The following is a 14,431-nucleotide window of genomic DNA, read 5'->3' as shown; positions in this document are numbered from 1 at the left end:
CTGAAATGTGTTCAACGAACTAATCAACAAAAGTGACACGGTTGATTTCCCGCAGTGACGTCTCGCCAGCCAGGACCTTCTCAATGGCCGACTCGCGGAGAAAGACCGTCCCGGCTTCCCGGGCGGCCACCTTGAGTTGGGCAGCGGGCGTCTTCGACATGATCAGTTCACGGATATGGTCATTCAAATCGAGCAGTTCCACAATGGCTGAACGCCCCCGATAGCCGGTGCCGTTACAGTCGTCACAGCCATGGGCATCGAAGAAGGTTACGCTCCGACACTGCTCCGGGTCAAGCCCTGATTCAATGAGGACTGAATCGGGATGGACGGTCGGGGACTTGCAGTGGGGGCAGAGTTTGCGTACCAAACGCTGTGCCATGACGCAATTGAGGCAGGAAACGAAGTTGTACGGATCGATACCCATATGGATAAAGCGGCCGAGCACGTCGAAAACATTGTTCGCATGGACAGTGGTGAATACCAAGTGCCCCGTGAGAGCAGACTGAACGGCGATCTGGGCAGTTTCCGGGTCGCGGATCTCCCCCACCATGATTTTGTCAGGGTCGTGCCGCAGCACGGAGCGCAGCCCGCGGGCAAAGGTGAGCCCCTTTTTCTCGTTCACCGGGATCTGGACAATTCCGCGCAGGACATACTCCACCGGGTCCTCGATGGTGATGATCTTCTCCTCACCGGTGTGAATCTCGGTCAGGGCCGCGTAAAGGGTCGTGGTTTTGCCCGAACCGGTCGGACCGGTTACCAGCACCATCCCATAGGGCTCGCGGATCTTTTTCCGCAGCCGCTTCATCTCCCGCGGGTTCATGCCAAGGGTTTCGAGGGTCAACCCCTTGAGATCCGAGGCAATGCTCTCCTTGTCGAGAATACGGATAACCGCGTCCTCGCCGAAGGCGCTCGGCATTATGGATACGCGGAAGTCGATGGCCTTGTCGGCGATCCTGACCTTGAAGCGACCGTCCTGGGGTACGCGTCGCTCGGAAATGTCCAGCTCGCTCATGACCTTGAGGCGGGAGATGATCGGTGCCTGGAAGTGGCTGTCGAGGGGCTCAGTGGCCCGGTAGAGGACCCCATCGATCCGGTATTTGATGATGACTCCTTCAAGGGCCGTTTCGATATGGATATCGCTCGCCCTTCTCGTCAGGGCGTCCATGACGGTGGAGTTCACCAGTTTGATGATCGGGCTCGTGTCGGCGGAGATCTTCTCCATGGAGAGGATTTCCTCACCCTTTTCGTTCTCCCGCACGAGCTGGAGCATGAAGTCCTCGGACACCTCCTTGAGGACTCTGCTTGTCGCCTCACCCTTTTTCAGGATAGTCGAAATCGCCGATTCGGTGGCCAGCTTGATAATGACCGGACGGTCGAGAAGAAGCTCAAGTTCATCGAGCTTAATGACGTCGGTGGGATCGGAGATGAGAATAACCAGACTGTTTCCCTGCTCCTCAAGGGGAACAAAGCGGTAGCGATAGATAGCATCGGGGGGAAGCTTGTTGAGGATCGCCTCGTTGGGGCGCACACCCCGGGCATCCACATACTCGATGCCGAATTGCTCCGACAGGGCAAGGGCGAGAGCCTCCTCGGTAATGAAGCCTTCTTCGACGCAGATCTCACCGAATCGCTTGGAGGTAACCTTCAGCTTCTCGATGACGTACGGCAGGTCATCAGGGCTGAGGACACCGCGTTCCACGAGAATTTCACCGATATTTTTCCGCTTGAAGACGTGTTTCATCATGGCCTGTATGTATCCGATCAGGACGTCCCACCCGTGAAACGTCGCCCGGCTTGGTTATCCCACCGTTCCCGCTATCTTGAACACCGGAAGGTACATGGTGACGATGATGATGCCGACCACCAGCCCCATGACAATCATGATGGCCGGCTCAATGGCAGTGGTGAGGAGGTGGAGCCGGGCATCAATATCTCCTTCAAAATAATCAGACACATCGCTCAACATCTCCTCCAGTGAACCGGTGGTTTCCCCCACGCCGAGCATGCGGAGCGCCAGCGGAGGCATAAACTTTACAGATTCGATTGCGTTCGACAGGCTCATTCCCTCTTCCACCTTGACGACCGCCTGGAGAAGCCTCCGCTCCAAAACCACATTATTGAGGGTACCAACCGACATTTTCAGCGATTCGACGATAGGAATCCCGCTTCCGATGACTGTTGCAAGGGTCCTCGTAAAAGAAGCAACGGCAAACTTCGAGAAAACCTCGCCAATAAAGGGAAGCCTGATCGTGAGGTTATCCACCCAGTATCGACCCCGTTCGGTGGCGGCCCAGCGCCTAAAGGCCATAACCCCGAAGACGATCAACCCAACAATGAAGAGAATGTAGTGCTTGAGAGTCGAGGAAAAAGCAATCAGAATCCGTGTGGGGAGCGGTAATTGGGAGCCGGCATCGGCGTAGACTTGGCTAAAGGTCGGAACCACGTACACCAGGAGAAAAGTAATCGCCAAAGTTGCAACGATTATAAGGATCGAAGGATAGACGAGGGCGGAAACAAACCTCTTCCGTACCTCCTCCACGCGCTTCAAAAAAGCGATGTACCGCCTGATGGTCAAGGGAAGGTCGCCGGTACGCTCACCCGCTCTCACTGAAGCCACGTACAGATGGGGAAACGCTTTCGGATACTTCTCCAGGGCGTCGGAAAGGGCCATACCTCCCTTAACGTTCTCGCGGACTTCCACAAGAATTTCCGCGAGCTGCCCCCGGTCGAAGCGTTCCAGAATGGTATCCAGGGCTTGGATAATCGGAAGGCCTGCCTTGATGAGTACCAGCAGTTCCTGATTGAAGGTCAGAAGCGTTTTGTTGTCTACCTTCCGGCGCCCCCCTCCCTTTTCCCACAAAAACTGGAACGGCTTTTTTTTTACCTCGAAGACAAAAAAACCCTGCTCCTCCAGACTGACACGAAGGATCTCAGGATTGACTGATTCAAACTCCTTGACGATGATTCTGCCTTCTGTGGAGCCGAGCTTACAGGTATAGAGGGCCATGGGTGTCTCTTACCACAAAACCGCTAAAATTAGAATGAAAAACCACACGATGTTGTCTTGTGGCTGTCCGGAGCATTCCGAAGCAGCCACCACCGCTGATCATTTTTCGTGACAGGAAAAACAGAGTTTTAACACGGGGAGACGGAGGTGATAATGCCCCTGCTCGTGGTCGGCAGGGTTATTTACGTGCATGGCATGACAGGTAGTGGCACAGGTTATGGTCCCGTCATCAGCTAGGGGGAGCCCCTCGCGGTTCATGTCAGGTTTCTTGCCGACACCGTGACCGAACCCCATGCCATGACACTGTCTGCAGAGATTCACGTGATCGGCGCTAAGTTGCCTCTTCGAGGTTTTTGACGTGAAGAAGCCCCCCAGCTTCTCAGTGGGAAGCAGATGGCAGACCTCACAACTCTCCTGGTTTTCATGGGGATTAACCTCGGTATTGACCGTCTCTGGAGCAGCACTCCCCGTGCCAGAAAAAACGAGCCCCGAAACGAGCACTCCGGCTGTAATACTATGCTTCATGAATGACATCACCGTGGCGCCTCTTAGTAAACCTTTGGATTGTGATCGACACCATGACAGGAAAGGTAGCACTCGCCCCGGAATGTCGAAACCCCCTTTTCCACGAATTTGAGCTGTCCCTGGGAGTTTGGTGAAACAACCGATTTATTGAACATAATCAGATACTTGTTGTCGGGACTCCCGTGGGAGTTGTGGCAAGTGTAGCAGGAAGTCCCCGTGGCGCCGGTGCTCCCTCCCCTTCCCTGGATGTGCAGGGCATGGAACCGGAAACTCTCGTTGCCGAGGATGCTCGATCGGTCGTGGCAACGGTAGCAGAGGGCATAGGCAAAGGGTGTTTCCGCCAGATTGTCGCTTTTCGAGTAATGATCCACAAGGATATGCTCGTAGAGCGACCCATGTGGGCCCCGCGGTGAGTCGGAGTTTTCGCTGCCGTGGCAGTCACCGCATGAGATGGTAGAAATATCTCCGGCATTTACTTTTTTTTCTTTATACGGCTTCAGAAGACTAATGGCTGCGGTGTTCTTCCCCTCGCCTTCCACCGGATGGAAGGAGGGATTGGTCAGTGCGAACTCCCTCCGTTTGTTGGTGAATCGTCCAGGCAGATTGGCGCTCTCAGCATGACACTTGTAGCAGAGCTCATATTCTTTGCTTACGGATGAAACCACGTTGCCAACCCGTTTCCCCCGAATCCCCGCAAACTTGTTCTCCCTGGTCACATAATGGGGGTTGTGGCAATCGACGCACTCAGCATGGCGGGGCATGCGGGAGTCCGTCTCGGGAAGGATTTCATTACTCCGATGACTCCCCTTGGCGTCGAACGTAGGATGGCGATAGGTCTTGACGAACTCTGCCTCGATGTTCTTTAGATTCTTCACCATCGGGACAAACCTCTTCGGCATGTTCTTATATTCTTTCGTCAGCCTGCTCGGGTCGCCATGGCAGATAATACAGGTCTCTGGCCCCCCGCCAGACTTAAAGTTAAAGCTCAAGTGACAAGTAGAGCACCCCGCAGGCACTTTATTCCTGTCGAGATGCACGGCATCCTTGGGGTATGACACCGCAAAGAGCATAGTCGGTACCGCCACCAGGAAAGTTGTAATGACAAGTAAGTACTTCAGAATCATGGAGGAATCTCTCAAGGGTTGCCGACAAACGTATGACAGTCGGTACAGACCGAGTCATGGGCGTCAGTTGCGTCCGTTCCGCCGAGCACCCAAAAGGGAGTGGAAGGGTCGTCAAACTGCGTCTGATGGGGATCGTGACAGGTTATACATTGCATCCTTTTTTCCCTGTCCAGCCGAACCTTGGCGTTGGCAGGAAGCTTGTACGTCCCCGCTCCCTCCAGGGTATTGAGCCGATCACGAACCGCAGCATTATACACAAAGGAAACCGGATGATGTGAATTGGTAATCCTGGTCCGATCAAAGACCTTAGCCCCCGCCATTGCCGTGTAGATGCTGCTGTTCACCTCGATGGCACTGCCGTTCAGAACAGCCCCCAGTGCGGTCACCCCGTCGTGACAACTCATGCAAAGGCGGGAGGAACCGTTGGGCTCAGTCTTGTAGTCGCTGGAGGTCCGGGCCGTCGTATCGGTGTGGATGGCCAATGTGTCGGAGGAATAGTGACCAAAGGTCTGGGTAGTATCGTTACGGTTCCAGAGCACTGTCTGGGGTTTGGCGTTGTGGGGGGTATGACAGAAAATGCATATCTGATTAGCCCTGGGATCTGAAGCGCTTGTGGCCTTATAGTTCACGCCAGTATTGCTGAACGAGAGGTTATGCTTGTTACCGCCGTCTTTGAACTTGGGACCAGGAGCGCCAATACTCACGCCAGCGTCAAAAAAAATCACAATCAACACAATAAAGACTGACAGCACGTTTCCTGCTCCAACTATCATGGTGTGCCCTGTCTCAGATATTCGAATACCTGGATACGCTTGTTATACGTATCGGAGACGAAGATCCGGTCGTTTCTGTCGATGAAAATTCCGCTCGGCAGATAGAACTCGCCCGGCCCCTTGCCGGGCTTACCAACGAAAAGGAGAAGTTTCCCTTCCTGGTCAAAAATCTGAAAATTGTCGAAGGTAGCATCAACGACATACACATGGAGATCGCTGTCTACCGCCACCCCCCGTGGTCTAGCGAAAGAACCGGGAGCGTCGCCGATTTCACCGAAACTTCTGAGGTAATTACCGTCACGGTCATACTTTTTCACCGTAAAGTTCATGGAGTCGGTGACATAAACATGCCCAGCCCTATCGACTGCCACGTTGGACGGCAGATACAGCGGCTCACCACTTCCCTCCCGGGGAAACTCGCCTATGTAGCGTCCAGTCTTTTCAAAAACTTTCAATTTATGTGCCAAAACATCGACTACATACACGTCACCATTGACAGCAACGGCAATCCCTGCGGGCCGCTGGAACCTGACCGCCCCACTGCCCAATTCGCGGAGAAACTCACCCTGTGGTGAGAAGATGTAAACCTTTGCGTTGACCGAATCGGACACCAGGACATTGCTGGCCACATCCAGAGCAACCCCCACGGGGCTCGCTAGCGGTTCGTCTCCTGCCTGCAGAATATAGTGAACTTCTCGTTTAGTCAGATCATAGCACTGAACCGTTCTTGCCGACGTATCCGCCACACACAGCAATCCTGCGCCGTCACTGGCAATGCCATAGGGCGTCAAGAACGGTATCGCCAGCTGCTCTTCGCCAGTAACGATCTCCCAAAGTTGCCTAAACTTTCCCTGATTTGGCACTATCTGCTGGGGTCCCGTTATTTCACGGAGAAAACGAACCCGCGGCGAACTGGGCGCAGGAGGCCAGGCACGATCAACGGCAGGGTCTCGCAGAGGGAGGGGGTCAACACCGAGGCCGGCACACCCGGCAGAACAGAGAACAACAAGAAGGAAAAGAATGATCCGACACAATACAACACGAGCAACAGGCCTCATGCCATCACCATTCCCATAATCCAGAGGGCGAAAAAGGCGACTACCGCCACGCCCCACCATCCCGCTGTTTCTCCGTTCATGGCACCACGTGTCGGGAATGCTTTTACGATGAAAACGGTGGTTGAAGCTATCCAGCCCCACAATCCCGCCTGACAGACGAAAGTCCATCCCTCATAAAGCATGGGAGCCTCCCCTGCGTGTCAACCTTTTGACCATTGAGCCTGCCTTGAGCTTCCAGACCATCAGCACGGCTTCGCGGACAATCTTCTTCGACATTTTAGAACTTCCCGCATGGCGGTCGATGAAAATAATGGGAATTTCTCCGACGAGGAACCCCCGTTCAACGCACCGATAGTTCATTTCGATCTGAAAAGAATATCCATCGGAACGTATCGAATCAAGGTCAATGGACTCTATCACACGGCGTCGGAAGCACTTGAAGCCACTGGTGCAGTCCTGTATTGTGAGCCCCGTTACGATCCGGGTATAAACATTCGCGAAGTAGCTGAGCATAAGCCGTCTGAGTGGCCAGTTAACGACGCTAATCCCGTTCAGATACCGCGAACCGATGACAACATCATAGGTGTCCATGGCGCCAATGAAAGTCGGGATAGTTGCCGGATCGTGTGAAAAGTCAGCATCCATCTGAACAATGAAGTCGGCACCCTCCTGCAAAGCCATCCTGAAGCCGGCGCAATAGGCGGACCCAAGCCCCATCTTGCCGGACCGATGCAGAACGTGAACGCGATGGTTCTCGTCTGCCATCCGCGCCACGATCTCACCCGTCCCGTCAGGAGAATGGTCATCCACCACCAGAACATTAATGTCATCCCGCTGGTCAAGGACCCTCTCTATAAGAGTTACAATATTATCACTTTCGTTGTAGGTGGGAACGACGACAAATACCTTCATTTTCACCCCTGGTAAAGGAGACAGTACCAATTCTTTTTAGACTGTTAGGCTCCATCTGGTCAAGCAGAAGGGAAAAACGTACCGACCCCCATCATGCCTGGAGACAAAAAGACACAACGAAAAAAGGCCATGCAATGCATGGCCTTTTTTCGTAGCTGGCGGGGTCGACGGGGCTCGAACCCGCGGCCTCCGGCGTGACAGGCCGGCGTTATAACCAACTTAACTACGACCCCAAACTTTATTCAACTGTTTACATCGTTAACGTCGCACGGAGTTTTCCAAACGTCGTTATGTGGTGGGCGAAGAGGGGATCGAACCCCCGACATCCAGCTTGTAAGGCTGGCGCTCTCCCAGCTGAGCTATTCGCCCTTCTAAATTGGCGGGGTCGACGGGGCTCGAACCCGCGGCCTCCGGCGTGACAGGCCGGCGTTATAACCAACTTAACTACGACCCCAAAAAAGATAAACAGTAAAATAACTAATCAAAATAAAGATTTACACGTCAGCAAACCCCTCATAAAACGAATTTTATTTATACCAGACCTTAACACAGACTGTCAACCATATTTTTATCAGTTAGTGGGCGGTAACAGAATCCTTGGCCGTTCCCTCTGCTATGCATACTCCCGATGCCGTCACCAAAGGCAATATTACTTCAAGTAGAGCTCGCGAAAGAACCTCATCCATATGGGAGACAGCATGTATGGTCATCCCCTCATATACCTCCCGTGGGATATCATGAAGGTCCTTCTGATTATCTCGGGGGATCAAGACTTCCTTTATGCCCCCTCGACGGGCGGCAAGGAGCTTTTCCTTGAGGCCGCCGATGGGGAGCACATTACCTCTCAAGGTAACTTCACCGGTCATGGCAATATCCCGTCGTACCCCTCTTCCAGTCAAGGCCGAAGTAATTGCCGTTGCAATTGTGATTCCGGCGGACGGGCCATCCTTGGGAATAGCTCCCTCCGGAACATGTATGTGAATGTCGATGGCCTGATAGAAATCACGTTCTAGACCCAGAATTTGGGCCCGTGATCTCACATAGGTCATCGCTGCCTGAGCCGACTCCTGCATTACCTCCCCGAGTTTTCCGGTAATAGTAAGCTTCCCCTTACCAGGAACAATTGCCACCTCAATAGTAAGAAGATCACCCCCAACCTCGGTCCAAGCAAGACCTGTGACGGCACCAACGCAATCCTTTTCCTCAGCTGTTCCGATCTTAAACCGCGGGGGACCGAGAAAATCCTTGAGGTTCTTGGTTTGAACCGTGATCTTCTTTTTTTCACCCTTCACGACCCGATGTGCAGCTTTACGGCATACCGATGCGATCTCGCGTTCAAGGTTTCGCACCCCAGACTCGCGCGAGTAGAATCTGATGATGTCCATGATGGCTTTGGGAGAAATACTGACCTTATCCGGAGCGAGCCCGTTGGCTTCCATTTGCTTCTTCACCAGGTAGCGTTCAGCAATTGCAAGTTTTTCCTGCTCAGTGTACCCCTCGAGCTTGATCACCTCAAGCCTGTCGAGAAGGGGGCGAGGAATCCCGTGGATAGAGTTAGCAGTGGCAACAAACATGACGCGGGAGAGATCATATTCCACATCAAGAAAGTGGTCGCTGAAATGGGCATTTTGCTCGGGATCAAGCACTTCGAGCATGGCAGAAGCCGGATCACCACGGAAATCGGAACTCATCTTATCGAGTTCATCCAGCAGGAAAACCGGGTTATTACTCCCCGCCTTCTTCAGGTTCTGGATTATCTTGCCCGGCATGGCCCCCACGTATGTGCGGCGGTGTCCGCGAATTTCCGCTTCATCACGCATCCCTCCGAGAGACATCTTCACGAAGTTTCGTCCCGTTGCCGCGGCGATGGAACGGGCAAGTGAAGTTTTTCCTACACCCGGCGGACCAACGAGGCACAGAATCGGGCCTTTAATTTTCTTGACGAGCGTCTGCACAGACAGGAATTCGAGGATGCGCTCTTTGACTTTGTCGAGACCATAGTGATCTGCGTCGAGAGTCGTTTCTGCAGTTTCAACGTCGTGCTTTTCCCTCGTCAGCTTGCCCCACGGCAGCGCAACGAGCCAGTCGACGTAATTTCTCACAACCGCCGCCTCGGCAGAGGCCGGAGACATCAACTTGAGTTTCTTGAGTTCAGCCAGCGCCTTGTGCTTTGCTTCTTTGGAGAGCTTTCCTTTTGAAGCCTTCTCCTCAAGTTCTGCTATCTCCTGCTTGTAATCGTCCTTACCCCCAAGCTCCTTCTGGATCGCCCTCATCTGTTCATTGAGGTAGTACTCCTTCTGGTTCTTCTCCATCTGCTTCTTGACCCGGCTGCGGATCTTGCTCTCAAGCTGCAGAATTTCAACCTCTGACTCCATGAACGCTAGGAGTCTCTCCAGACGACTACCGGAGTCAGCCAGTGCCAGAAGTTCCTGCCGATCACTCAGCTTGAGGTTAAGATGGGGAGCAAGGGTATCGGCAAGCTTGCCCGGGTCAGTGATGCCGAGAATCGCACTGGCGGTTTCTTGCGGGATCCCTTTGGTCAGCTTCACGTAGCCCTCAAAGGTCGAACGGGCACTGCGAACCAGGGCCTCCATCTCAGAAGTCGTCTCAAATTGTTCCGGAACGGACTGTACATCGACGACAAAATAGTCATTGACAGGAATGTAGGATGCAATAACGCCCCGCCTCTTTCCCTCGACCAACACTTTCACGGTTCCATCGGGGAGCTTGAGGAGTTGAATAACCTGGGAAACCGTACCAATGGTATAGATATCCTCTTTTGTCGGCTCCTCTGTCTTAGCATTCTTCTGGGCGGCGAGAAATATCAAGCGGTTACCGTTCATGGCTGCTTCAAGGGCAGAGATTGACTTCTCCCTGCCGACAAAAAGCGGCACAACCATATGCGGAAACACGACAATGTCTCTTAAAGGTAAAAGAGGGAATCTTTCCAGATCCCCTCTTTTAATTGCTTGGCTGTTCTGATCGTCAAACATCTGGTCCCCTGGTCAGGCGGATTCCGCCACACTTTCGTAAACTATGATCGGCTTTTCCCGATTGTAGATAACATCGTCGCTTATGACTACTTCCTTAACCATGGTCTGCGAGGGAATCTCGTACATGATGTCAAGCATCGCGTTTTCGAGGATAGACCGGAGTCCCCGTGCGCCAGTTTTGCGCTTTAGTGCCTCACGCGCTATGGCAACGAGGGAGCCATCGGTGAATTTAAGCTTGACGTGCTCCATCTCGAAAAGCTTTTGGTACTGTTTGACAAGAGCACTCTTTGGCTCTTTAAGAATCTGGACCATGGCAGCCTCGTCCAATTCATGAAGCGTGGCGAGTACTGGCAGTCGGCCGATGAACTCGGGGATGAAGCCAAATTTGAGAAGATCTTCGGGAGTAACCTCAGTGAGGAGTTCTCCCGCTTTCTTCTCGACCTTGCTCTTTACGTCGGCACCGAAACCAAGGGTCTTAACACCAATGCGCTGCTGTATGATGTTGTCAAGGCCAGCAAAGGCTCCACCGCAGATGAACAAAATGTTTGAGGTGTCGACTTTAAGAAACTCTTGCTGCGGATGTTTGCGTCCCCCCTTGGGAGGAACGCTGGCGACGGTACCTTCGATTATTTTGAGCAGTGCCTGCTGAACCCCTTCACCCGAGACATCACGGGTAATGGAGGGAGAATCGGACTTGCGGGCGATCTTATCGATCTCGTCGATATAGATGATTCCCTTCTGGGCTCGCTCCACATCGTAATCGGCGGCCTGAAGCAAATTGAGGATGATGTTCTCAACATCCTCTCCCACATACCCCGCCTCCGTAAGATTGGTGGCGTCAGCCATGGCAAACGGAACCCTGAGAATACGTGCCAGAGTCTGGGCGAGAAGAGTCTTCCCCGATCCGGTAGGACCCAGGAGGAGAATATTGCTCTTATGCATCTCCACGTCGCTGGGTTTACCCATGGACTCGATGCGCTTGTAGTGATTGTAGACAGCAACGGCAAGGATCTTCTTTGCCCGATCTTGACCAATGACATACTCGTCCAGAACATCCTTGATTTCACGGGGCTTGGGGAGTTTTTTCACGTCCGGCCCCATGGCCTCCTCAAGTTTGCTCTCTTCAGCGATGATGTCATTGCAGAGCTCGATGCATTCATCACAGATGTACACGGTCGGCCCCGCGATGAGTTTCTTTACCTCGTCCTGGCTCTTGCCGCAGAAAGAACAGGTCAGGTTTTCGCTGCTGTCGTTTCTTCTACTCACCGAGAACCTCCGCTGGTGGGTTTTCTCTCTATAATATCATCAACAATACCATAGATCTTCGCTTCTTCACCAGACATAAAATAATCACGTTCGGTGTCCGCTTCCACCTTGTCGAGTGCCTGTCCAGAATTTTCGGCGATTATCTCGTTAAGCCTTTTTTTCATCTTCAGGATTTCCTGGGCATGGATATGAATATCGGTCGCCTGACCCTGGAATCCCCCGAGTGGCTGGTGAATCATGATTCGAGAGTGGGTCAGGCTGAAACGCTTCCCTTTCTCTCCACCTGAAAGAAGGAGAGCACCCATTGACGCAGCCTGCCCGACGCAAATAGTAGAGACCGGAGCCTTTATGTACTGCATGGTATCGTAGATTGCCATACCGGCCGTCACAACACCGCCCGGAGAGTTGATGTAGAGGTGAATATCCTTGTCAGGGTCCTCGGCCTCCAAGAAGAGAAGCTGGGCAATCACCAAGTTGGCCACGTGATCGTCAATGGGACCACCAAGAAAAATGATCCGGTCCTTGAGAAGGCGCGAGTAGATGTCATACGAGCGCTCCCCCCTACCGGTTTGTTCGACCACAATTGGTACGAGCATATTCCCTCCTGAAGCCGGATGTTAGAGTTCGTCCTTGGCCACTTCCGTAACGACAGCCTTATCTAGAAGATACCCCAAGACCTTATCCTCGTTCAGATGTGCCACAAGATTTTCCTTGGCATTATGGTTCTGCTCGTAGAAGCTTTTTACCCGTTCAAAATCCTGTCCAGCCTCCTCGGCCATGGCACGGAGCTTGGCCTCGATGTCGGCTTCCTCAACCTTGACCCCTTCCTTCTTGGCCACAGCCTCCAAAAGGAGCGACCCCTTTACCTGATTTTCGGCAGAGTCATGGTACTGAACCTTGAACTTCTCATCATCCATCCCCATCATCTCCAAGGAGAGGCGCTGTTGAGCAAGCCGGTTCTTCATATTCGACAGCATCATTTGAAGTTGCCGCTCCACAAGAGTAGACGGGACTTCAATTTCGTTCTTCTCAAGAAGCGCCTTAACGAGACGGTCCTGAAGGTCTGCCTTGATTCTGTCGATTTCCTGCTTCTCGTGCAACTCAACAAGTTTGGCTTTCAGCTGGTCAAAGGTCTCGAACTCGCCGAACTGCATGGCGAACTCGTCGTTAAGCTCAGGAAGTTCCTTGACCTTGATTTCCCTGACCGTAACAGCAAAGCTGGCCTGCTTCCCCGCCAGATCCTCGTTCCCGTACTCTTTGGGGAACGTTACCGCGACAGTCGTTTGCTCCCCGGCCTTCACGCCGACAAGCTGATTCTCAAAGCCCGGGATGAAACGGCCAGAACCAAGTTCAAGTTGATAGCTTTCGGCAGATCCACCCTCAAACGGTATGCCATCCACGGATCCCACGAAGTCAATCACGACGAAATGTCCGTTCTCAGCACTCTTACCCTCTTCAAGCGGCTTAAGCACTGCCATTCCTTCTCGCATCTCGTTGAGTCGAGCCTCCACAGGAGCATCGTCAGAGACAAACTTCTCCTTCTTCACGTGGAGACCTGCGTAATCCTTGACCTCAATTTCAGGAAGAACTTCGACCGTTGCTGAATATTTCAATGGCGCGCCACGCTTCACCTCATCACTCTCGATGAGAGGATGAGAAACCGGAAATATCTTATGGTCGGCAAGAGCCTTGAAATAGGTTTCGTCGAAAAGGTTTTTGAGGACGTCACCTTCCATCATTGATCCATAATTCTGCTCAACGAGGGTACGAGGAACCTTTCCCTTCCTGAAACCCTTGATGGCAGCACGCTTCTGAATCTGCCCGAAAACCTTGTCGATTTCTGTAGAGACACGTTCGGCTGGAATTTCGAAAGAAATCTTCTTCTTCACGCTGCTGAGCGATTCAACAGTACTCGTCATCATTTACCCTCTCTTTTCCCTGGATTATTGAATGTCAGAGACTTACCTGATTGAAAGGCACATTGAATTGAACATCTTCGGGGGGGCATCCTCTGTTGTGAACTGGGGATGGTGCGAGAGAGGGGAGTCGAACCCCTACGGTTGCCCGCTGGATCCTAAGTCCAGTGCGTCTGCCAGTTCCGCCACTCTCGCAGCTGTATGTACAACCCACATACGAAGAAGCCCCGTTTATCACGGGGCTTTACTTTAATTGGGGTGGCTAGTGGGATTTGAACCCACGAATGCATGAGTCACAGTCATGTGTGTTGGACCCCTTCACCATAGCCACCATAAATTGGGTTTGGCACGCCTGAAAGGATTCAAACCTCTGATCTACGGAATAGAAGTCTGTGAAATCCATTGTAAAGACGCGCTCTACACAGCATAATTTGATTGATTCTCGCAACTAAACTAATTAAGTCAAAGGTTTTATGTGCATTTGGTGACCCATCGAACCCAGTCTGTGACCAACCAGGTAACGATCTTAAATGGAAGTAGCTTTTTGCCATAGCTTGCCATATTTGTCAAGATCAAAAACACCATTGTCACGAGCAAATAAACTGTCCGGACTTGAAATGACTGGCCGAAGCAGCGGACATTTCCCGCCCTCGCCTGTATGAATACCTGGAAAAGCTGCAGGACGCCCGCCTGCTGAATCTTGTCAGGTCCCAGGGGTATAGTGGACCCCAATTTCAGGACAATAGTTTAAGATGGTGCCTGCGATAAAAAGGAGCAGGCAATGAGTGAACGGAAGCGCAAAAGCTTCACCAGTCAGTACAAGACGAAAGTTGCTCTTGAGGCGATCCGAGGCGTCA

Annotated in this window: 12 protein-coding genes and 5 tRNA genes; all 17 read right to left on the bottom strand. The window is 52.6% G+C overall.

Features of this window, described 5'->3' with window-relative positions; all coding sequences use genetic code 11:
• Positions 1 to 19: 19 nt before the first annotated feature.
• Complete coding sequence (locus tag RCH91_RS09795) at positions 20 to 1,741, bottom strand: GspE/PulE family protein (protein WP_306534692.1); 1,722 nt, start codon at positions 1,739 to 1,741, stop codon at positions 20 to 22.
• A gap of 57 nt (positions 1,742 to 1,798) precedes the next feature.
• Entirely contained in the window at positions 1,799 to 3,007 is a 1,209-nt protein-coding gene (locus RCH91_RS09790) for a type II secretion system F family protein (RefSeq protein WP_306534594.1), read from the bottom strand.
• Positions 3,008 to 3,106: 99 nt separating this feature from the next.
• Positions 3,107 to 3,532: a cytochrome C gene (locus RCH91_RS09785; RefSeq protein ID WP_306534592.1), complete on the bottom strand. Its 426-nt coding sequence runs from the start codon at positions 3,530 to 3,532 to the stop codon at positions 3,107 to 3,109.
• 23 nt (positions 3,533 to 3,555) lie between these two features.
• Positions 3,556 to 4,602 (bottom strand): cytochrome c3 family protein, encoded by a 1,047-nt coding sequence (locus tag RCH91_RS09780; protein ID WP_373694379.1) that lies wholly within the window; start codon positions 4,600 to 4,602, stop codon positions 3,556 to 3,558.
• 65 nt (positions 4,603 to 4,667) lie between these two features.
• Positions 4,668 to 5,285, bottom strand: a complete 618-nt coding sequence (locus RCH91_RS09775) for a cytochrome C (protein WP_306534588.1) — start codon at positions 5,283 to 5,285, stop codon at positions 4,668 to 4,670.
• Positions 5,286 to 5,425: 140 nt separating this feature from the next.
• Positions 5,426 to 6,292 (bottom strand): 6-bladed beta-propeller, encoded by an 867-nt coding sequence (locus tag RCH91_RS09770; RefSeq protein ID WP_306534586.1) that lies wholly within the window; start codon positions 6,290 to 6,292, stop codon positions 5,426 to 5,428.
• A gap of 191 nt (positions 6,293 to 6,483) precedes the next feature.
• Positions 6,484 to 6,669, bottom strand: coding sequence for a hypothetical protein (locus RCH91_RS09765; protein ID WP_306534584.1), 186 nt, complete (start codon positions 6,667 to 6,669; stop codon positions 6,484 to 6,486).
• Entirely contained in the window at positions 6,659 to 7,399 is a 741-nt protein-coding gene (locus tag RCH91_RS09760) for a polyprenol monophosphomannose synthase (protein WP_306534582.1), read from the bottom strand. The genes RCH91_RS09765 and RCH91_RS09760 overlap by 11 nt, the downstream gene beginning before the upstream one ends.
• Positions 7,400 to 7,555: 156 nt before the next feature.
• Positions 7,556 to 7,632: transfer RNA gene (locus RCH91_RS09755), tRNA-Asp, on the bottom strand.
• Between the two features lie 60 nt (positions 7,633 to 7,692).
• A tRNA-Val gene (locus tag RCH91_RS09750) sits at positions 7,693 to 7,768 on the bottom strand.
• Between the two features lie 8 nt (positions 7,769 to 7,776).
• A tRNA-Asp gene (locus RCH91_RS09745) sits at positions 7,777 to 7,853 on the bottom strand.
• Positions 7,854 to 7,974: 121 nt separating this feature from the next.
• On the bottom strand, positions 7,975 to 10,392 hold the full coding sequence (lon, locus tag RCH91_RS09740) for an endopeptidase La (protein WP_306534580.1): 2,418 nt from the start codon (positions 10,390 to 10,392) through the stop codon (positions 7,975 to 7,977).
• Between the two features lie 12 nt (positions 10,393 to 10,404).
• On the bottom strand, positions 10,405 to 11,658 hold the full coding sequence (gene clpX / locus RCH91_RS09735; protein ID WP_306534578.1) for an ATP-dependent Clp protease ATP-binding subunit ClpX: 1,254 nt from the start codon (positions 11,656 to 11,658) through the stop codon (positions 10,405 to 10,407).
• A complete protein-coding gene (clpP, locus tag RCH91_RS09730) occupies positions 11,655 to 12,254 on the bottom strand; it encodes an ATP-dependent Clp endopeptidase proteolytic subunit ClpP (protein ID WP_306534576.1) in 600 nt (199 codons plus the stop codon). Before clpP ends, clpX begins: the two co-directional genes overlap by 4 nt.
• 21 nt (positions 12,255 to 12,275) lie before the next feature.
• A complete protein-coding gene (tig, locus tag RCH91_RS09725; RefSeq protein WP_306534690.1) occupies positions 12,276 to 13,577 on the bottom strand; it encodes a trigger factor in 1,302 nt (433 codons plus the stop codon).
• 109 nt (positions 13,578 to 13,686) lie between these two features.
• Positions 13,687 to 13,769, bottom strand: a tRNA-Leu gene (locus RCH91_RS09720).
• A gap of 59 nt (positions 13,770 to 13,828) precedes the next feature.
• Positions 13,829 to 13,905 (bottom strand) — tRNA-His (locus RCH91_RS09715).
• Positions 13,906 to 14,431 lie beyond the last annotated feature (526 nt).

The organism is Geobacter sp. (genome assembly GCF_030834625.1).
Lineage (GTDB): Bacteria > Desulfobacterota > Desulfuromonadia > Geobacterales > Geobacteraceae > Geobacter.
The sequence above is the reverse complement of the archived record's forward strand: the minus strand, read 5'-3'. Positions and strand labels throughout refer to the sequence as shown.